Origin of the sequence: Streptomyces sp. NBC_01224, assembly GCF_036002945.1 — a bacterium.
Classification (GTDB): Bacteria; Actinomycetota; Actinomycetes; order Streptomycetales; family Streptomycetaceae; genus Streptomyces.
In genome coordinates, this window is record NZ_CP108529.1 from 9,627,841 (window position 1) to 9,646,039 (window position 18,199).

General features: G+C 67.6%; 17 protein-coding genes and 7 pseudogenes. 18 read left to right on the forward strand and 6 right to left on the reverse strand.

Going from position 1 to position 18,199, the window contains the following annotated elements; translation table 11 throughout:
- The first annotated feature begins 763 nt into the window (after positions 1-763).
- The 9 genes and pseudogenes from OG609_RS44200 to OG609_RS44240 all read left to right on the forward strand — a co-directional run bounded on the left by OG609_RS44200 (position 764) and on the right by OG609_RS44240 (position 6,845).
- Positions 764-1,693: a hypothetical protein gene (locus OG609_RS44200; RefSeq protein WP_327277882.1), complete on the forward strand. Its 930-nt coding sequence runs from the start codon at positions 764-766 to the stop codon at positions 1,691-1,693.
- Positions 1,694-2,027: 334 nt separating this feature from the next.
- Positions 2,028-2,321 (forward strand): annotated as a pseudogene (locus OG609_RS44205) (hypothetical protein); the annotation flags it as partial.
- Between the two features lie 83 nt (positions 2,322-2,404).
- Positions 2,405-3,184 (forward strand): hypothetical protein, encoded by a 780-nt coding sequence (locus tag OG609_RS44210; protein WP_327271991.1) that lies wholly within the window; start codon positions 2,405-2,407, stop codon positions 3,182-3,184.
- Positions 3,185-3,500: 316 nt separating this feature from the next.
- Positions 3,501-3,794, forward strand: coding sequence for a hypothetical protein (locus OG609_RS44215; protein WP_327277883.1), 294 nt, complete (start codon positions 3,501-3,503; stop codon positions 3,792-3,794).
- A 69-nt stretch (positions 3,795-3,863) separates the two neighbouring features.
- A complete protein-coding gene (locus tag OG609_RS44220; RefSeq protein WP_327270990.1) occupies positions 3,864-4,151 on the forward strand; it encodes a transposase in 288 nt (95 codons plus the stop codon).
- Between the two features lie 17 nt (positions 4,152-4,168).
- Entirely contained in the window at positions 4,169-5,059 is an 891-nt protein-coding gene (locus OG609_RS44225) for an IS3 family transposase (RefSeq protein ID WP_327278357.1), read from the forward strand.
- 292 nt (positions 5,060-5,351) lie between these two features.
- Positions 5,352-6,101: a hypothetical protein gene (locus OG609_RS44230; protein WP_327277884.1), complete on the forward strand. Its 750-nt coding sequence runs from the start codon at positions 5,352-5,354 to the stop codon at positions 6,099-6,101.
- 52 nt (positions 6,102-6,153) lie between these two features.
- Positions 6,154-6,365: pseudogene (locus OG609_RS44235) on the forward strand (Tn3 family transposase); the annotation flags it as partial.
- 234 nt (positions 6,366-6,599) lie between these two features.
- Positions 6,600-6,845 carry a hypothetical protein gene (locus tag OG609_RS44240; protein ID WP_327278440.1) on the forward strand — a complete coding sequence of 82 codons (246 nt, stop codon included), beginning with the start codon at positions 6,600-6,602 and terminating at the stop codon, positions 6,843-6,845.
- Here OG609_RS44240 and OG609_RS46630 read toward each other — a convergent pair.
- On the reverse strand, positions 6,730-7,110 hold the full coding sequence (locus OG609_RS46630) for a transposase (RefSeq protein ID WP_442818051.1): 381 nt from the start codon (positions 7,108-7,110) through the stop codon (positions 6,730-6,732). The genes OG609_RS44240 and OG609_RS46630 overlap by 116 nt on opposite strands.
- A gap of 65 nt (positions 7,111-7,175) precedes the next feature.
- On the opposite strand from OG609_RS46630, the gene OG609_RS44245 reads away from it, so the two are divergent.
- Positions 7,176-7,898, forward strand: coding sequence for an IS6 family transposase (locus OG609_RS44245; RefSeq protein WP_327277885.1), 723 nt, complete (start codon positions 7,176-7,178; stop codon positions 7,896-7,898).
- A gap of 310 nt (positions 7,899-8,208) precedes the next feature.
- Positions 8,209-9,027, forward strand: a complete 819-nt coding sequence (locus tag OG609_RS44250; RefSeq protein ID WP_327277886.1) for an alpha/beta fold hydrolase — start codon at positions 8,209-8,211, stop codon at positions 9,025-9,027.
- A gap of 286 nt (positions 9,028-9,313) precedes the next feature.
- Here OG609_RS44250 and OG609_RS44255 read toward each other — a convergent pair whose 3' ends face one another.
- Entirely contained in the window at positions 9,314-9,883 is a 570-nt protein-coding gene (locus OG609_RS44255) for a hypothetical protein (protein WP_327277887.1), read from the reverse strand.
- A gap of 455 nt (positions 9,884-10,338) precedes the next feature.
- On the opposite strand from OG609_RS44255, the gene OG609_RS44260 reads away from it, so the two are divergent.
- The 7 genes and pseudogenes from OG609_RS44260 to OG609_RS46640 all read left to right on the forward strand — a co-directional run.
- Positions 10,339-10,866, forward strand: coding sequence for a helix-turn-helix domain-containing protein (locus tag OG609_RS44260; protein WP_327271978.1), 528 nt, complete (start codon positions 10,339-10,341; stop codon positions 10,864-10,866).
- Entirely contained in the window at positions 10,793-11,449 is a 657-nt protein-coding gene (locus OG609_RS44265; protein WP_327277960.1) for an IS630 family transposase, read from the forward strand. Before OG609_RS44260 ends, OG609_RS44265 begins: the two co-directional genes overlap by 74 nt.
- Positions 11,450-11,495: 46 nt before the next feature.
- Positions 11,496-11,597: pseudogene (locus OG609_RS46635) on the forward strand (DUF6332 family protein); the annotation flags it as partial.
- Positions 11,598-11,640: 43 nt separating this feature from the next.
- A pseudogene (locus OG609_RS44270) lies at positions 11,641-12,439 on the forward strand (IS5 family transposase).
- A gap of 578 nt (positions 12,440-13,017) precedes the next feature.
- Positions 13,018-13,152 (forward strand): hypothetical protein, encoded by a 135-nt coding sequence (locus OG609_RS44275; RefSeq protein ID WP_327277888.1) that lies wholly within the window; start codon positions 13,018-13,020, stop codon positions 13,150-13,152.
- A gap of 687 nt (positions 13,153-13,839) precedes the next feature.
- Positions 13,840-14,952, forward strand: coding sequence for a serine hydrolase domain-containing protein (locus OG609_RS44280; protein ID WP_327277889.1), 1,113 nt, complete (start codon positions 13,840-13,842; stop codon positions 14,950-14,952).
- A 66-nt stretch (positions 14,953-15,018) separates the two neighbouring features.
- A pseudogene (locus tag OG609_RS46640) lies at positions 15,019-15,231 on the forward strand (hypothetical protein); the annotation flags it as partial.
- 213 nt (positions 15,232-15,444) lie between these two features.
- Here OG609_RS46640 and OG609_RS44285 read toward each other — a convergent pair.
- The 4 genes and pseudogenes from OG609_RS44285 to OG609_RS44300 form a co-directional block, all read right to left on the reverse strand.
- Positions 15,445-16,062 (reverse strand): annotated as a pseudogene (locus OG609_RS44285) (serine hydrolase domain-containing protein); the annotation flags it as partial.
- Positions 16,063-16,074: 12 nt separating this feature from the next.
- Positions 16,075-16,275, reverse strand: coding sequence for a hypothetical protein (locus OG609_RS44290; protein WP_327277890.1), 201 nt, complete (start codon positions 16,273-16,275; stop codon positions 16,075-16,077).
- Between the two features lie 430 nt (positions 16,276-16,705).
- Positions 16,706-17,002 carry a hypothetical protein gene (locus tag OG609_RS44295; protein WP_327277891.1) on the reverse strand — a complete coding sequence of 99 codons (297 nt, stop codon included), beginning with the start codon at positions 17,000-17,002 and terminating at the stop codon, positions 16,706-16,708.
- Positions 16,999-18,186 (reverse strand): annotated as a pseudogene (locus OG609_RS44300) (helicase associated domain-containing protein); the annotation flags it as partial. The pseudogene OG609_RS44300 and the gene OG609_RS44295, both read right to left, overlap by 4 nt.
- Positions 18,187-18,199 lie beyond the last annotated feature (13 nt).

Genomic DNA, 18,199 nt, shown 5'->3' on the forward strand with positions numbered 1-18,199 from the left:
TCCCCGCCTCATGCCTGAGCGCTGCCCTGGCAAGAGGCTCAGAGCCTCCCGAACTCATCGACACCGCCCTTCCGCGGAACGGGGTGCCTCCCAAACCCATCGACAACTGACTTCACTACTGTGCCGAATAAAGCCATGTCTGCACCGACTGCGGTGCCACGTTCACCGACGAACGGTGGAAGGCGATCGAGCGCGTCGGCTGGGGCGCTTCCCCAGAGCCGCGCCCGTCTCTGTGCGAGGACTGCGACCGGCGCGACGTACAGCAAGCCTGGCCGGACGAGCACCGGCATCAAGAGCAGGGTCAGCCCCTGCCCGAACAGAAGGCTGGCGGAACCTGGCTCTCCCGCTGTGACTGGGCGAGCTAGGTGACACCAAGGTGGGTCGGTGAGCTGGCACCGAGTGTGGACTTGAGCGCGGTACCTGTCACTGTTTGGGCATTCCAGTTGTCACCACCTGGGGTTTTTCGCTCTAGTTGTCACCAACTTCGCTGGACCGGGGCTGCGACGGTGATCTCCGTGATGCGGCTTCTGGGGGCGGGCTCCTTTTTGGGGCGCGGAGGAGATACGCGCGAAAGGGGATACTTCGTGACGCTGCGCTAAGACCTGTTGCAGTGTGCTATGGGCAATGTGGCTGACCATAGTTGGCCTGTGGAGGGAGATACGCCGGTAGCTGACTCGCCGGAAGCAACTTTCGCGCCGAAACCCACGTCTGCCAGTGGGAACGGGACCGAACCCCACCGACCCATACATGAACGGAGCTTTCGGTGCTCATAGGACTGCTCACCGCCGCGGCAGCATCGATCTGTTACGGCACGGGCTCCGTCCTTCAGGCCGTCGGATCACAGAAGTCAGCCCGCCGGGAGGCCGCCGAGGGCAGCGTGACCCAGCACGGTGGCCCGAGCCTGTCGTCCACTGCGAAGGCGGCGATGACCTGGGAGTTCATCGTCGGGACCATCCTGGACTTCGTCGGCTTCGGGCTCGGCGCACTGGCGGCGCGCCTCCTGCCGCTGTTCCTGTCGCAGACCGTGATCAGCGCCAACTTGGTGATCACGGCGGTGCTGAGCATCAAGCTCCTCGGCATCCGGCTCAACCGCGCTGAGCGGACCTCGATTGCTGTGGTCTGCTCCGCGCTGGTGCTTCTGGCGACGGCGGCGGGCCCGGAAGGCAGCGGCGACACCCCGATCTCCACGCACTGGTGGCTGCTGGGGATCTCGCTGCTCCTGATCGTGGGCGGCACCGTGGTCGTACGCCTACTGGGGGCGCGCGCCGCGATCCTGGCCGGCCTGCTGTCCGGACTGGGCTTCGGCGCCCTCGGTGTCGGGGTCCGTGTGCTGAACGGCATCGACCCTTTCGACCCGGGAGCGCTGCTCTGCGACCCGGCGCTCTACGCGATCCTGGTGGCAGGCATCGGCGGCATGTACCTGCACACGGTCGCCCTGCAGATCGGCTCGGTCAACGGCGCCACCGCCGCGCTGGTCGTCGGCGAGACCGTCCTGCCGGGCATCATCGGCGTGCTGTGGCTCGGCGATGCCTCCCGTCCCGGCTTCGCCTGGGCGGCGATCACCGGGTTCGCGCTCGCCGTATCGGGCGCGGTGGCAGTAGCCTGGTTCGGGTCCCCGAAAGGGCACGGCAGCGGCCCTGCGGCGGCGCCCGTGACACCCGCCAAGGACGCCCGGACGTCCGCGGGGGTCTGACCCGGCACCAGATGCGCCGAATTTCCAACGCTTGGCTGCCGTACGGGAGCCATCGCTTGCGACACAACTCCACCACACGCAAGCCTGGTTGAGGTCCGACATCCTCTGGCCAAGAGAGCGGTTCAACGTGTGGAGTCTGGTGGCCAAACCGACGACTCGCCTGCGCATCGTCTCTTCCGTCCGGCATCGTTGCTACCGATATCGGGCTCCCAGATGCTCAGTGACAGGTGTCGCGCCCAAGTGGCAACTATCTCGCCCAGTCACAGCTCCAGCCTCCTGCGGAGATCGGAGCCCGCGCTGTCGGTGGTGGCTGGCAGGCTGGCAGGCTGGTCGGATGAACGGTGACGAGCAGTTGCTGCGCGGCCGGGTGTACGGCCACGACCACGACGCCCCCCACCCCGGCCCGCTCCCGTACCAGACGTACGCCGCGCTCGTCGGCGGGCCGTTGGACGGACTGCTGCTCGACATCACGGGCTGGCGGCCCGAGGAAGTCGACGACGGTGTCGCCCTGATTACCGAGCTCGGGCGGTGGCCCGGCGGCCGCGCCCTGTACGACCCGCGCCCCGGTGAACCTCGCACGCCCGGCCCCGGCGTCAGCTGCCGCTTCTACTACTCCGGCGATACGCCCCCACAGTCAGCCGTGAGGAGGAACCTCCGGCCGGTGCGCCTACGCGTTCGGTCCAGGCTGCAGGGGAAAGGGCGAGCTCGAAGATGGGGAAGACGATGTGGAGAGCGGTGGTGGCCGGTGGAGCGGCGGTCATGTTCACAGGGGTGGCGGCGGTGCCGTCCGGGGCGGCGGAGGGCGGGGTCTCCTTCAGCCGGGTCTCGGTGAACGGCGGGAAGCCGATCGTGATCGGGGTCAAGGAGGAGGTCGAGGTGCATGCGGTCTTCCGGATGACGACCAAACTCAGATACGACTTCGGGCCGACGGTGTTCCCCTACCGGGGGAAGCCCGACGCTGGGGACACCGTGCACAGCTCCGTCATCACCAGCGACTGCAAGGTCGTGGACAGGGCGAAAGGAATCTGCGACTTCGAGGAATGGCTGTACATCGACCCGCAGAACCGTGACTTCGGGAACGAGGACGCCGGCACCTGGCGAACTGCTGCTCGGGTCTTTCTCGCCGGCGACGCCCACGACACTGACGACAAGGACCTCCCGTTGCAGGTCAAGCGGGCCACACGCGTCACTGTCAACGCCTCGCCGGAGCCGGTCGCGAAAGGGAAGACGATCACCGTGACCGGGCGGGTCACACGCGCGAACTGGGACACCCACACGTACCAGGGGTACGCGGGCCGCACGGTCAGCCTGCAGTTCAAGGCGGCGGGCGCCTCCTCGTACACGACGGTCAAGAAGGCGACGTCGAGTAGTACGGGGGCGCTCAAGACCACGGTGAAGGCCACCGGGTCGGGGACATGGCGGTGGACGTACTACGGGAACTCCACCTCCGGGGCGAAGTCGTCGACCGGGGATCACGTCGCCGTGCGGTAGGCGACGTGCGCCCCCTTGCAGAAGCGTCATCATCCGGACCGGCCGGACCGGGGACTTCAGTACCTCGTCGACATGTGGCCGGCCCCGCAGGAGCCGGAACTCCCTGCACTCAAGCAAGGTCCGATCCCCTGGGCTGGCTGACCTAACGCCGCTCTGAAGTCCGCTCCCTGCGGGCGATGTGCGCAGCGCAGAACTCTGAGCGCGCTACTTGGCCAGCCTGGCCAAGTAGCGCGCTCAGTCACCCTTCGCCACCACGGCTGATTCCCAGGCCCATGGCGGCCGTGAGCAGGCAGAGGCCGTTCGGGACAAGGCGCTCGTGGACCAGCACCCCGACCTGTGGACAGGGCGCCGTGCCGCCTACCTGCGCGGCATCCTGGTCACCTACCAGGTGCTGCCCGAGCGGGACGAACTCGCGGCCCGCATCGAGCGCCACCTCACCCGGACCGTGAAGCGCCACCCCGAGCACGCCCTGCTCCTCTCCCCTTACGTCCGCTGGTCGCTCCTGCCCCGCGCCCGCCGCGCGGACCCGCGACCCGCGGGTCGGAGGCACCGCATTCGCTGGGCCTACACCCGGATCAACACCTACACCAGGCTGAAGTTCCCCCTCTGAAGTGGACAGCCTGATACTGGGACGGATCAGTCCCGGAGGAAGCAGTCCAGGTTGAGTGGCAAGAGCAACATGAGCAAGCGGTACACGTCGGAGTTCAAGCGGGACGCGGTGGCACTGGTCCGGTCGTCAGGGCGGAACGTCACCGAGGTCGCCCGGGAACTCGGTGTGAGTGCGGAGGGGCTTCGCGGCTGGGTGAAGCAGGCGAAGGTCGACTGCGGCGAGGGGGCGCCCGGCGCGCTGACCACGGCGGAGAAGGATGAGCTCCAGCGGCTGCGCAGGGAGAACCGGGAACAGCAGCAGACGATCGAGATCTTGAAAAAAGCAGCGGCCTTCTTCGCGAAGGAGACGATGAAGTAGGCACGCTGTGCCGTTTCATCGACGCGGAGAAGGCCGCCGAGGCCAACCCTGGCGGCTACAGCGTGGCTTTGCTGTGCCGTGTCACGGGGATCAACCGCTCCACCTTCTACTCCTGGCTGGCGGCCCGGCCGACAGCGGCCGAACGACAGTGCGCCGAGGACGAGTTGAGCGAGGAGATCCGTGAGATCCACGCCTCCTCGCGGGGTGCCTACGGCGCCCCGCGCGTGCACGCCGCGCTGCGGCGCAAGGGACATGCGATCAACCGGAAGAAGGTCGAGCGGATCATGCGCGAGCGCGACATCCGCGGCATCACCCGCCGCAGACGCCGCCACCTGACGCAACAGGACACCAAGGCCGCACCGGCTCCGGACCTGGTCGGCCGCGACTTCACCGCTAACCGGCCCGGCATGAAGCTCGTCGGTGACATCACCTATCTGCCGACGATCGACGGCTGGTGGTATCTCGCGACCGTCATCGACCTGGCGACGCGCGAGGTGATCGGTTACGCGATGGCCGAACACCATCGTGCCGAGCTGGTCACCGACGCGCTGCGGATGGCCGCCGGCCGCGGTGACCTTCAGGGTGGCTGCATCATGCACACCGATCGCGGAAGCGAGTACACGAGTGGCGAATTCCGCCGCGAACTACAGGAGTTGAACCTGAGGCAGAGCATGGGAAGAACCGGCATATGCTACGATAACGCCGCAGCCGAGAGCTTCTTCGGACTGCTGAAAGCGGAGATCGGCACCGCCGTCTGGGAGAGCCGCGAGGCGGCCCGCGCTGACATCTTCCGCTTCATCGAGGTCGAGTACAACCGCACCAGGCTCCGCAAGCACCCCGAGTTCGGGTACCTCACCCCACTCGAAACCCGAGCCAGGCTGCAGCACGACTTCACCCCCGCAGCGTAAGCAACCGCTGTCCAAGACCAGGGGGGAACTTCAGGCTGGCCCGGAACGCGGCCCTGGTCGCGCTCGCTGGCGTTCTGCCCGCACCCGTCCTCGCCAGCCTCCTCGGCCTCCACCCCAACACCGCCGTCCGCTGGGCCGGGTTCGCCACAAAACCTCCTGGGCCGACTGCCTCGCCGCCCGAGCCCACGGCGTGCGGACGCACCCGGGCAAGGATGTCCAAGACGAAGGCCCCCGTCTCTTCCCAAGCAGAAACACGCAGGACAACTGCCACTGACTCCGGGACCATCAGCCAATGACCACAGAACCGCATCTACTGTCCCTCCGCATCGTCGTGCCACCACTGGGAAGCCGACAGGGCGCCGTGGAATGCCGACCGATCATCAACGGACGAGACATCCTGGCCGAAGTGTTTGATGAGGGCCCAGCAGATGACCCTCGGTATCTCTTGGGGCCGGATACGTTGCTTCACGCGACAGACACCCCCCGTGAGGTTCGGCTTGCCGAGGCCGAGTGCACGGAAGGATGCTGCGGCGCTGTCTACGTGACCGTCAGGCGCGAAGGGCAACACGTGATCTGGAGCGGCTGGCGCAACCCGTATGAAGAGGATGTCGAGCTCCCAGAGATCCGATTCGACGTCAACCAGTACGAAGTGGAGGTCCGCCGGGCTTCGACGGATCGCAGTTGGGAGTGGCCGGCCCAAACAGTCGCCAGGCTTCTGGAGGAAAGGCTCCGGGAGCACGTCGGCCGGCTGACGACCTGGGAATGTGAACTGGGAGCCGTCTCAGCTTGGCACTGGGAACCTGACCAGATCAACGTCTTCCTGTTCCACCCCGGCCGTTCCGCGATCAGGGAAGGCCGTCCCTGGCTTCAGTTCAGAATGACCCTTCCGATCTCGGGAGACGACCCGGCGGACCAAGTAGAGCGCCTTGATGCGCATCTCACGGCCGAGGACCCCCGCGAGGTCGCCGAGGTTTGCGGCGGTTCGAAGGAGCTTGCTGATCAGCTCGGCTACCCCTGGCCGGGCCCCCGACGACGCGCATGAAGCGCGATTGAGGCGAGGAATAGGACATGCCAGGAGTAAGTGATCTCCGCCAGTGAACGACCAGGCCGCCGGGATCGGCTCGATGGTCGTGCGCGGCACTGGGTGCGACAGCCTCTACACCCTGCTCAATGTCGACGGCGGGGTGAAGCCGGAGATGGTGGCGACTGACAACGCCTCGTACTCGACATGGCCTTCGGCCTGTACAAGATGCTTGGCTTCCGCTTCGTCCCACACTTCCGTGGCCTGGCCGACCGGACACTCTGGCCTGCGTCCACCACTTCAAATGGCGCTACGGGCCAATACAGACGGGCCGCTCCGGGGCCGGGGCGTCCTCGTGGCCGGCGGCGATGGAGCGGGAACGGCGCGAAGCCGGGTGCATGCACAGGTACCGCCGACAGCGTCGGCTGTCCACAGGTCAACTCATGTCCACAGCACATTTGGTCCGCTTCGGTACGTGGTGGAGCGATCACTGCGAGACCACTACGGGGGGCAGGGCGCATGACGACACCCACACCGATCGAGGATCTGGAGGCCGCTCTCGGGGCGGCTCTGGAGTCGGCCGAGCTCTCCGGTGTCCTGGCCGCCGCCTGGGACACCTTTGACCTGGTCGAACGCGTAGCCGACGCGGTCACCTGGGACGGCGGCGGGGACGAGCTGGAGGCGATGACCGCCGCTCAGGCCTGTTCGGCAGGCCGTCAGTTGCTGCCCCTGCCCGAGCACGGCCGGCCTTACGACCTGCCGTGACGTCCTCACGAAGCCGGCGATTCTCCCGCCGCAACGCGGCCAGCTCTTCGCGTTCACTGCTGGTCAGGCCGGCTCGCTCGCCCGCGTCGGCCTCGGCCTGGCTGATCCACAGCCGCACTGCGGTCTCGGTCAGGTCGAAGTCCTTGGCAACCTGGCCGACCGAGCGGTCACCGCGACGGCACAGATCGACGATCTCAGCCTTGAACTCCGGCGTGAACGAACGGCGAGGCCGAGGCTTCTTCCCCATGCTCCCCATGATGGACATCCATCCGGGGCAGAACCCCTGATCTCGGATGTCCGTCAAAGCGGATCAAGCCCAGGAGGGGCAGCGTGGAGACCGGAGCGGCGCCGTCGTACAAGGGGTTCCGGTTCCCGGCGGAGGTCATCGCGCATGCGGTGTGGCTGTACCACCGCTTCCCCCTCAGCTACCGCGAGGTTGAGGAACTGCTGCTCGCCCGCGGGGTCACCGTCTCCTACGAGACGATCCGCCAGTGGTGCGCGCACTTTGGACCCCAGTACGCGGCGGGGCTGCGTCGCCGCCGGCCGCGGGCCGGGGACAAATGGCACCTCGATGAGGTGTTCATCAAGATCGACGGGATGCGGTACTACCTGTGGCGTGCCGTCGATCAGGACGGCAACATCCTGGACCTCCTCGTGCAGTCGAAGCGGGATGCGAAGGCCGCGAAGCAGTTCCTGGCCAAGCTCATGAAGAAGCAGCGCCGGGTCCCGCGGGTGCTGGTGACCGACAAGCTCCGCTCCTACGGCGTCGTGCACCGCGAGCTGATGCGCTCGGTCGAGCACCGCTCCCACAAGGGCCTGAACAACCGGGCCGAGAACTCCCACCAGCCAACGAGGCAGCGCGAACGCGCGATGAAGTACTTCCGCTCACGCCGCGCCGCCCAGAAGTTCCTCGCCGCCTTCAGCCAGATCTCGCCCCACTTCCGACCCCGCCGACATCTGATGGCCGCGCCCGAGTACCGCGCCGAGATGACCACCCGCTTCACCGTCTGGAACCAGGTCACCGGCACCGCCGACCTGCCCGCAGCAGCCTGACCATCAGGCCTCCACCCGGCCCCACCACGCCCTCAACACCCCCGCCCCGAACAAGTTGACAATGCCCTCGTACGGGTGCGGCTATACCGGCCAACGAGCCAATGGTTCGTTTGTGGAGTAGTGGTCGGGGCAGAGGTGAACCAGCGACTGGGCGATACCCGGTTCCCATGCTGTACTCAGCTTTGAGGCGATCGGAGAGTGAGCGACCAGATGATCGAGCGTTCCCACCGCTCGGTGGCAGCGAGCCCGCCGTCCTGTGCCGATCCCGTCTTCGCCGAGGCGATGGATGCACGCCTGTGGAGGTGAGCGCGTGAGTTCTGAGGGGTTTCAGCACGTCAAAGTCGGCGACATCGATATTGCCTACGTTGAGTCCGGCCAGGGTGAACCGCTGGTTCTGTTGCATGGCGGGGAGAGCCATAGGGGGCAGTTTGATGCCTTCCGCCCCCTGTTAGGCGCTGGAATCCTGGCCATCAGCTTCGACCAGCGTGACACCGGCGACACACTCAACGGGCCCGAGCCGTACGACATCGTTCGACAAGCTGCTGACTGCGCCGACTTCCTTGCCGCACTGGGATTTGAGCGCGCGCATGTTATGGGAGTGTCGTACGGCGGAGCGATCGCCATGCACCTGGCGATCCACTACCCCCAGCGGGTCGCGTCTCTCATACTGTCAGGCGCCACCCCGAGCTGGACCATGACCGAGAGCCTTGGTGACCGCATCGTCGCCATGGGGCCGGACGCGCGGGCGCAGTTCGTGCTGGACCTGCTCCTCACACCCGAGGGGCAGGCGAACGACCCGCAGCTCGTCGCCGACACCAAGCGCGCCCTGCGGGGGCGTCCCGTAGACGCCGACGCACGCCGCATGACAGCGATTCAGAACCACGACTGCACTGCCCGGCTGCATGAAATCACGGCTCCTACTCTCGTGCTGCATGGCGCGGAGGACCCCATCGTCCGCGCTCAGGTCGCCGAACTCATGGCATCGGAGATCCCTGGCGCACGTCTGGTGATCCTGCCGCGTACTCGGCACGGCATCACCTTCGAGGCCCGTGAGCAGGCCGCACGCCTGGCGCGCGACTTCGTGCTGAGCCATGCCGTGGGTACAGTCAGCACCGGAAACGGAGGCTGACAGGAGCGGTCACTGCGCCCGGTCGGACGTCGTTGCGGTTGGCGGAAGCCGAGTTGGCGCTGTATCGGCCTTGCGCGGCCTCCCGACGTGCCTCACGGACCACTCGGCGAAGGGGCGGATGACCCGGCGGCGGGCCGCCCGCAGGTGAGCCCCCAACCGTCACGGTCGTCGCCGAAGCGCGCACACGCCGTCCCTGGGCGGCACGCGAGCGGCTGACCGAGAAAGTGCCCCGCCACCCCCGGCCTGCCCACCTTGCGCGCGCGTGGGACACCACAGCTGAGCATCACTACGCGGGCGAAGGGACGTCGAGGTCGTCATCGTTGAGTACGGTGCGCGCGGCCTCGACGAACTGCCTTACTGCCACCGTGACTCGGTTCCGGTACTCGCAGACCCCGTCGAAGTCCTCGTAATCAGGAAAGGCACCAAGGTCCCCAGGGATGTGGTGGAGGGCGATCTCCATTCCCCGGGTCGGCTCGACCATCGCCTCCGGCCCCTCCAGAAGCACGCGCGTGTACAGCGGATCGAACCCCTCCTCCGTCTCCTGGATCCGCTGGGCAAGGACACGGAACCCGTCCTCGTCCAGGGCCTCCTGGCGCTCAAGGGCTTGCTCCGCGAGTTGGTGAACCGCGTTAGCCAGAGCCAGAACCGCCGCGTACGCCTGGGCTCGGGGCTCGCGACGCTGGTTCAGATGCTCCAGGCGCAGCTGCCACTGAGCCTGCGGCAGTTGGGCTTGAACGTGCAGTCGTGCCTGTTGCTGAACCTTTCGACCCGTGATGTAGGCGGAGCCGACCGCACCGAGAGCTCCCACCGCTGCACCGATGACGCCGCCGAGAAGGCCAGCCAGTCCTGCATCCATGGACGGAGTCTGAATGACCACGGCGGGCCCTGTCCGAGTTTTCGTCGCCCCGGCGCATCGCCCCGGATATCGAGAGAGGGCTTATCCGACGTGATCACCCCGGCAGGCCGGTTGTCCGCGACTCACGGACTGGCTCTGTTCACTTCAAGTGACAGCGTTTGTCAGCCGGTTTCAGCAGTGGCTGGGCCCTGACGCGTGTGCGAATGTCCACGAGATTTGACGGCACGGTGCTCGCGTAGTTATCGGGTGTCATGATCACACAGCGGCCTCGTACCCCGGCACGCCAACCGGCGACCCCGGGCCGCACCGCGACAGCGGACTGAAGGAAGGGAACTAGTAGCGTGTCGCCGCTTAGTTATGGTGCACCTGACTGGGAGGTTGGTGTCTGGCAGATTCCTTCCCCTTTGCCAGATAGGACTGTTGTTGTGGGTTCGCAGAAGAAGCGGCCGGTCAGGTTGACCGCGCAGGATCGCGAGGAGTTGGTCCGGGTGACCACGACAGGTGTTCGTGGGGCCTCGATGATCATGCGTGCGCGGGTGCTGCTTGCGCTGGATACCTCGGCGGGTGAGGCGGATCCCAAGGAGGTGATCGCGGCCCGGCTCGGCGTCTCCGGTGAGACGTTGCGGCTGGTCGCCAAGCGTTTCGCCGAGACCGGTGGCGATGTTCACGCCACGATCGCGCGGAAGAAGCGCGACCTCCCACCGGTGCCCTCGCCAGTGACTGGTGAGGTCGAAGCCCGGCTGATTGCGATGGCGTGCTCACAGCCACCCCAAGGCCATGCCCGGTGGTCACTGCGGCTGCTGGAGAAGCACGTCGCGCTGGTCGAGGACATCCCCGATCTGGACCACTCCACCATCGGGCGGGTCTTAAAAAACGGAACTGCGTCCTCACCTGAAGAAGTGCTGGACCATCCCACCACGAGCGAACGCGGAGTTCGCGGCCCGGATGGAAGACGTGCTGGCCGTCTACGCCCGGCCCTATGACCCGGCACGTCCGGTGGTGTGCATGGACGAGAAGCCCTACCAGCTCCTCGACCATGCCCGCGACCCGCTCCCGGCCCGCCCTGGTCACGACGCGTGCCAGGACAGCGAGTACATCCGCTGCGGCACGTGCTCGATCTTCGTGTGGGTCGAACCCCTGCGCGGGTGGCGTCGAGTTCAGGCACTGTCCCAGCGGACCCGGATCGACTGGGCCGGCCAGGTCAAGCAGCTGCTGAGCGTGGATTACCCCGACGCCGAGGCCGTGGTGCTGGTGATGGACAACCTCAACACCCACGGCATCGCCTCACTGTACGAGGCATTCGAACCAGAAGAGGCCTTCGCCCTGGCCCAACGCCTCGAGATCCACCACACGCCCAAACACGGGTCATGGCTCAACATCGCCGAGATCGAACTCTCCGCGCTGACCCGGCAATGTCTCGACCGCCGGATCGGCGACCTCGACATCCTCAACACTGAACTCTCGGCCTGGCAGAACGCCACCAACACCGAACAACGCCACGTGGACTGGCAGTTCACCACCCACGACGCACGCATCAAACTGCGCCACCTCTATCCCAAAAATTAGCTGCGACGGTCTACTAGCTTTTGGCGTCTCTAGTCCAGCGGGGAAGGGCGCGTTGGTGGGGGGTGCGCTGCTCGGAGCGGCGGCCGGAGTATGGCGTCTGGTGCGGGCGCTGCGTCGGTTCGACGCACAGCGCCGTAGAGGTCACTGACTGCGGGCCTCCTCCTTGGGGTCGGTAGCCTGCCGGCGTGGGGATTGTTCAGCGGCTGGTACCGGATGAGTTGTGGGAGTTGTTCCAGCGTGTGGTGCCGGAGGCACCTTCGCGGCCTCAGGGTGGCGGTCGGCGTCGGCATGGCGACCGTGAGGTGCTGGCGGCGATCGTGTTCGTAGCAACCTCTGGGTGCACGTGGCAGCAGCTGCCCGCCGCATCGATCGGGCCGTCCGGGGCTACGGCGCACCGCCGGTTCACTGAGTGGTCGAAGGCCAGAGTATGGGCGAAGCTACATCGTCTGGTCCTCGACGAACTCGGCTCCCGCGGTGAGCTGGACTGGTTGAGGTGCGCGATCGACTCGGTGAACATGCGGGCTCTGAAAGGGGGACCTGTCGGGTCCGAATCCTGTCGACCGGGGCAAGTACGGGTCGAAGATCCATCTGATCACCGAGCGGACTGGTCTGCCCCTGTCTGTCGCAATCTCCGGCGCCAACGTCCACGACAGCCAGGCCCTGATCCCACTCGTGAAGGGCATACCTCCGATCCGCTCCCGCCGAGGCCCTCGCCAGCGCCGACCCTGCAAGCTCCACGCCGACAAGGGCTACGACTACCGCCACCTTCGGTAATGGCTCTCGCGACGCGGAATCCGGCACCGGATTGCCCGCAGGGGCATCGAGACTTCCCAGCGGCTCGGACGGCACCGGTGGACCATCGAACGCACCATGGCCTGGCTCGCAGGCTGCCGCCGACTCCACCGCCGCTACGAACGCAAGGCCGAGCACTTCCTGGCGTTCACCAGCATCGCCTGCACCCTCATCTGCTACCGCAGATTCGCCAAATGAGATGACTTCTTACTGGGCGCGGGAGGACAGGCATGGCTCGTGGCTGCCAAGGTCGAAGTGGGCGATGTGCGTGACACGCAGGCCGCCCGCCTTCAAAGCCCGGGCCTCCTCCGCGTCACGGGCGAAGACCTGCTGATAGATCAGCTGGGGGGAGAGGGAAGCAACTCCGGGCAGGGACGCACGATTCCGTACAGTCGGTTGAAGGCATGCACCGGAATTCCGTAGGCGAAGTTCGCCGCGCCGCCGCCCTCGGGAATCCGAACCCGAACCTGTTCGCGCCTCCACGCTGCGTTGACAACAGCTCTGAACAGCTCCTCAACCTGCGGGCGAGATAACAGCGCCCACCACGCCTCTGCAGTGGCGTGGGCCTGCAGGCCAGATCACGGCCCTGGACGGCGAGGCCGTGATCTGGCGGAACGGCCGGCTCGACTTCGCGGCCGCGCAGTCACGGGCCGCATCGTCCGTGACTCGGGCCCGCGCCCAGACGTCCCGGCATCCAGCCTCCTACGTGGACCGTTGTTGGCGGCCGGGCGGGGCGCGGTGATGGTCAGTGCATTCCGGCTGTGGTCCCAGGCTGTGTGGAATTGTTCGTAGGCGGCGTGTCCTGCGATGTGTTTGAGGGCGTGGGTGGTGGCGAGTGCGCGGACGGCGGGGATGTCGAGGAGCAGGACGGCGAGTACGCGGTTGTGCCGCTCGGTTACAAGGGCAGCTAACAGCGCGTTCGCGCCTACTTGCAGACAAGCGCACCTTAACCGCGGCCGGTGATCGCCCGGCCGCCCTCGCCCCGGGCCGTCGCGGGGTGGATTCTCCGGCACCCGGACACCTTTACCGAAGCCGAGCAACTCCAGCTCAAGGCCGTCCGGAGTCACTGCCCCTAGCTCGACGCTCTGACCGGCCATGTCCGGTCCTTCGCTGCCCTGCTCACCGGCCGCCAGGGCGAACGGCTGCCGGACTGGCTTGACGCCGTTCCGGCTCTGGGTGCGTGGTTTGGAGTCATCTGGCTGTGCGGATCGGGCGGTTCGGGGTGAGGCGGGGAGGGAGAATGGGGTAATGGCGGTGTGCAAGAAGTGTGGCGTGCGGAAGCGTCGTTGGCCTCGTTCCTGTTCCCAGTGCCGTTCCGGGCCGGACCGGGCGGAAGCGGCCGGGGATGTCGCCGAGCTGGCCGTGGAGACAGGGCTGCTCGGGTGGGTCGGGCGAGGGACCATGGGAGTTGTGCGGCTGGCGCTGCGCGCGTTCGACTGACCGGGCCTACGCGGGCGTAACCCCTAGGGCAGATCGGGGGTGGCTCCGGGGTGGCTCAGGGTGGTCACCGATGATCACCGGGGGCTGTCGGGTGGAGAGTTGGTCCAGCGCGAACACCGCGCCGATCCGAGTCGCCTTCGCCGCCCCTGGAGCTGTCGATGACCACACGTCCCCGCGCCCTCCGTCGTCGCGCCGTCACCACCGTGGCTCTGGCCGCACTCACGTCCGGTCTGGCGGCTGCGCCTGCGGCCACGGCCATGCCTCGCGCGGTCACGGCCCACAATTCCTCCCCCAACTCGACCGGCACCCGCGACCCTGCTGCCGTGAGAATGCTGCTGGCCACTCTCCCCGACGGAGTGACGGACGCGGCTCTCGTACGCGTTGCCGGCCGGGGCATGCGCACCCCGTTCACGGGGACGGCCGGACCAGTGGCGACGGACGCCCGGTTCCCAGTGGGCAGCGTGACCAAGATCTTCACCGACGCCGTGGTGCTGCAGCTGGTCGCCGAGCACAGGATCGGCATCGATGAGCACGTCCGCCCCCACCTGCCCGGACTGATCCCCGCCGCCTACGGCGACGTGACCGTACGCCAACTCCTGGACCACACCAGCGACCTGCCCCGACCGGTCCAGGTTCCGCTCGATCCGCACGGAGTGGTGGCCGCCTCCTTCGAAGCGGACGCCTCGGCCCGCCCGGGCCATATCCCGGCCCCCGGAGACGCCCAGCAGTACAACGGGCTGAACAGCTTCGTTGCCGGGCTGCTCGTGGAAGAGGTGACCGGCCGGCCCTTCGTCCATGAGCTCGACCGGCGGATCCTGTGGCCACTGGCCCTCCGCCACACCGGGCTCTCCGAGGACCCGACGATCGCCTGGGCCTGGGCGGAGGGCGGGCTGTCGTCCACCGCGGCCGATCTCGACGCGTTCCTGAAGGCCCTGCTGGACGGACGGATCCTCCCGCCGGCACAGCAGAAGCACCTCTTCGAGGTACCTGCGGTATCCAGCGCCGGCGAGAACACCAGCTGCCTCACGTCCGCGGCATGCTTCAGTGCCGGCGGCCTGATGAGAATCGAACTGAACGGCACCAAGGTCTGGGGCAAGACCGGTTCCAGCGGCGGCTGGACCAGCGGCGTCTTCGTGAGCACCGAACACCGCCTCCGGACGGTCTACACCCTGCGGCCCGACGCCCTGGCCACTCCCGCGCAGCAACGTGCCCGAGTTGAGTCAGTGGTCGAGGCGGCCCTCACCACCACGAGGCCACTGGCCGACTACTGAACCTCATCGGGCGATGTCGGGCTATACCTCGGACAGCGTGCAGATGGCTTCGGTAGTCCTGGTGCGGTGAGATATTCGCAGGGTGGGGGATGGACGGACGCCGAGAGGGCTGCGGGGGAGCTGGTCCGGCTCCAGGCCATGGCCTGCTTCGGCAATAGGGAGAAGAACCGGGAGATCGCCGTTGCGCGCCAGGCCGGACGTGGTCCTGGCGGACACGGCGTACTCATCCCGCGCGATCCGCTCGCGCCGACAGGGACCGCCGGCTCTCCAGGCAGGCCTCCTGCGCGCTCAGGGTCGTGTCCCGGGCTCGGTGACGGAGAACTCCTCGCCGGTCCAGCGCACGACCAGCTCCCGTACTCCGTCCGGCCCGCTCTGGGCCGCCTGGGGGTGCCATGAGAGCTGAACCTCCCAGCGCCCACTGTCCACCCCGCTCGCCCACCCCGTGGTCGCCTCCTTCAGGTCGCCGCCGACAGCAGCCGTACACCCTCCAGCTCACCGCCGCAGGCCAGCACCGCGTACAGACGGGCGGCTGCGCGCGCGGTCATGAATTCCGTTTGCAGGCAGTGCCGTACGCCGGAAATCGTCGCGGTTACCCAACTCCGCCACCGGCAGCACCCCGTGGGGGACGCAGTCGAAGAACGGCGCCTCGGGTGGTATCCGCTCCAGCCGCGCTGCCCAGCCGCCGTCGTAACAGGTGGCCACCCGCGACGCCAGGTGCTCAGGGACGTGGAAGAGCAGCTCGTCACCGATCCCGAGCGGACCGGCCAGCTCTTCGCGCAGCAGCTGGTCGCAGGTCCGGCCGGTAGCGCGGCGCAGGATCTCGGCCAGCAGCACCCCGTAGGTCCAGGCGTGGTAACCGAACGCGCTACCGGGCTCCCACCGCGGCTGCTGCCCGGCGATCCAGTCGGCCATGGCGGGCAGGTCGAGCGGCCGCTCCGGGGTCACGTCCGCCGACAGCCCGGGCAACCCGGCCATATGACCGAGCACCTGCCCCAGGGTGATCCGCTCCTTCCCCGCCGCGCCGAACCGCGGCCAGTACCGCGCCACCGGCGCGTCGTACGCCAGCACCCCCTGGTCCACCAGCACCGCGACCAGGGTCGCCGCCACGCCCTTGCCGGTCGATCAGGCAGGCACCAAGGTTTCCGGCCCCATCGGCCGCCCCTCGGAGACGTCGGCCGTCCCCGCCCACGCGTCGACCACCAACTCGCCTTCGCACCAGGCCGCCACCTGCACCCCGGCCTCCACGCCCAATCCCGTCAGCTCCGCCAGGACTTCCTCGACGCGCCGCTGCGCCGGGTTGTCCAGCACCGTGCTGGTGTGCACAGGCCCTCCCCCTCCGACCCGGGCCACCACGATCACGGTCGCCCGCCGACTTCAACGCGGTTGCGACCAGAACCGTTCCGGCGGTCGCTGGCTTCGCACTGGCATACGCGGTATCGAAGGCCGCTCCTGCGCGCTGTTGAGGGTGCGCTCGGCAGCGTGTCTTCGTACGGTTTTCAGTGCCCGGCTCGGGGGACGATGTTGCGATCTCTCGGTTTTGGGGCAGTGGTGGTGAGAGGCAGTCGGCAGTGGTGTGTTGTCTCTGGGCGGCGGCGGTTTCGGGATGGGGTTCGCTGTTTTGGAAGGGAGAGATGGTGTGCGTGCCTGCTGTCACCGGGCGGTGGATGTGCGGGTCGGGCGCTGGCACGGAAGCGAGAGTTCTTACTCGTCGGCTGCGGCCCGCGCCCGCCGGTTGATTGTCCTGCCGGTGCTGTTATTCGGTATGTGACGTGTGGGTGGTGATGTGGATGTACTGGACGTCGAGTTGGTTGGCGATGTTGTCGAGGACGTCGGCGAGGGAGCGGACGGTCACGGGCTCAAGGCTGATTCCTGGTCCGTTTTCCGTGGCCAGTACGGGGATGCCGTCGTGCGCGCCGACTTGCCAGGAGCGGGCGATGGACCGCAGGAGCGCGGTGACGTGTTCCGCGGGAACGGTCAGGCGCCCGTCGGGCTCGACATTGACCTCAGGTGCCGCGAGCTGCGCTTCGTGTCCCTCATCCCGAAAACTCATGCCGCCCATTCCACTCCGAGTTCGGTGAGGGCGGTGCGCTGTTCGGCGGTGAGTTTGTCGCGGCGTTGTTTCTGGTTGGCGTACCAGATTCCGAGCGCCAGCTCGTGCTCCTGGCCGTCGAGGACGATCGTCTCGCGGTGGGGCCGTTTGACCGCAGTGGTGCCCTCGCGGGCGATGTACTGGGCGAGGGCCGCGACGCCGCGCTGGAAGGCCGCTGACGCCTTGCTCTGGCCCTTCGCCGCAGCCTTGGAGGCTGGGGCTGCAGTGGGGCGCTCAGAGGGTTTGATGCCCAGTGCGGACAGCCGTTCCCGCTGCTCGGTGGAGAGCTGCGCCCAGGTGCTCGCTTCCCTTTGCCGCGTGAGCCATCGTCCGAGGTCGTCGCCCTCGAAGAGAACGCCGGGCTGGATGTCGGGCAGGAGGCCGTGGGGTTCGTCTTGGGCCAGGTGGGCGAGCACCCGGTGGTGGCGTTGCCAGTCCAGTGGCCAGGGGCAGTTCCAGTCGGGGTCGATTTCGGCGAGCTGCGCGGCCCGCGCGGTGGCGCGTTTGGGGATTTTGCCGAGGCCGTCGGTGCGGCGGAGGTTGGCGAGCAGTTGTCCGATGGCTACCTGCCCGCCTTCGCCCCAGACCGTGTCCTGGCGGGGGGCGAGGTGCCCGTGTGCGTGCCGGTAGGAGCGCAGCATCGCGAGTTTGGCCTCCCAGGCTTCCTCTCCGGGTTCCCACACCATGCCGGCGTCGTCCGCGTCCAGCAGCTTCTTGCGGTGGTCGTCTAGCTCTCCGGCCCGCAGCGCTTTGCGCTGCTGGTGCACCCAGCGCCCCAGTGGGAATGCCTTCGTGGCGCCCACCGTCGTCTCGACGTCGTAGGGCACGGCATACAGGCCCTCGATGCCGTTGTCGGTCCGCCAGCGGATGAGGGCTTGGTAGCCCTCGAGCCATACCAGTGATTCGGGCCGGTACACCCGGATGCGTAGGAACGCCGCGATGGTGGCCGCGTCGCGGGGGGAGGAGAAGTGCAGCAGCGCCGACTCGGCTGCCGCATCAGTCCCGTCCTTGTGTTCCTGTCCCTCGCTTGCGGCTGCGCTGCCGGCCCGGACGATTTGCCCGTCCTCGTCGCGGACCAGGTGGTGCAGCTTGGCCCGCGGCTGGCGCGACAGCGCCTGCGACGCGAGCTGGTCGACCATGCGCTCTGAAGTTCCCCCT

What these genes read in the sequence shown, in the direction of transcription:
- OG609_RS44210 (WP_327271991.1), top strand. Translation starts at nt 2,405, where the DNA reads ATGGGGAAGACGATGTGGAGAGCGGTGGTGGCCGGTGGAGCGGCGGTC.
- OG609_RS44220 (WP_327270990.1), top strand. Translation starts at nt 3,864, where the DNA reads ATGAGCAAGCGGTACACGTCGGAGTTCAAGCGGGACGCGGTGGCACTG.
- OG609_RS44230 (WP_327277884.1), top strand. Translation starts at nt 5,352, where the DNA reads ATGACCACAGAACCGCATCTACTGTCCCTCCGCATCGTCGTGCCACCA.
- OG609_RS44240 (WP_327278440.1), top strand. Translation starts at nt 6,600, where the DNA reads ATGACGACACCCACACCGATCGAGGATCTGGAGGCCGCTCTCGGGGCG.
- OG609_RS46630 (WP_442818051.1), bottom strand. Translation starts at nt 7,110, where the DNA reads ATGTCCATCATGGGGAGCATGGGGAAGAAGCCTCGGCCTCGCCGTTCG.
- OG609_RS44255 (WP_327277887.1), bottom strand. Translation starts at nt 9,883, where the DNA reads ATGGATGCAGGACTGGCTGGCCTTCTCGGCGGCGTCATCGGTGCAGCG.
- OG609_RS44280 (WP_327277889.1), top strand. Translation starts at nt 13,840, where the DNA reads ATGACCACACGTCCCCGCGCCCTCCGTCGTCGCGCCGTCACCACCGTG.
- OG609_RS44295 (WP_327277891.1), bottom strand. Translation starts at nt 17,002, where the DNA reads ATGAGTTTTCGGGATGAGGGACACGAAGCGCAGCTCGCGGCACCTGAG.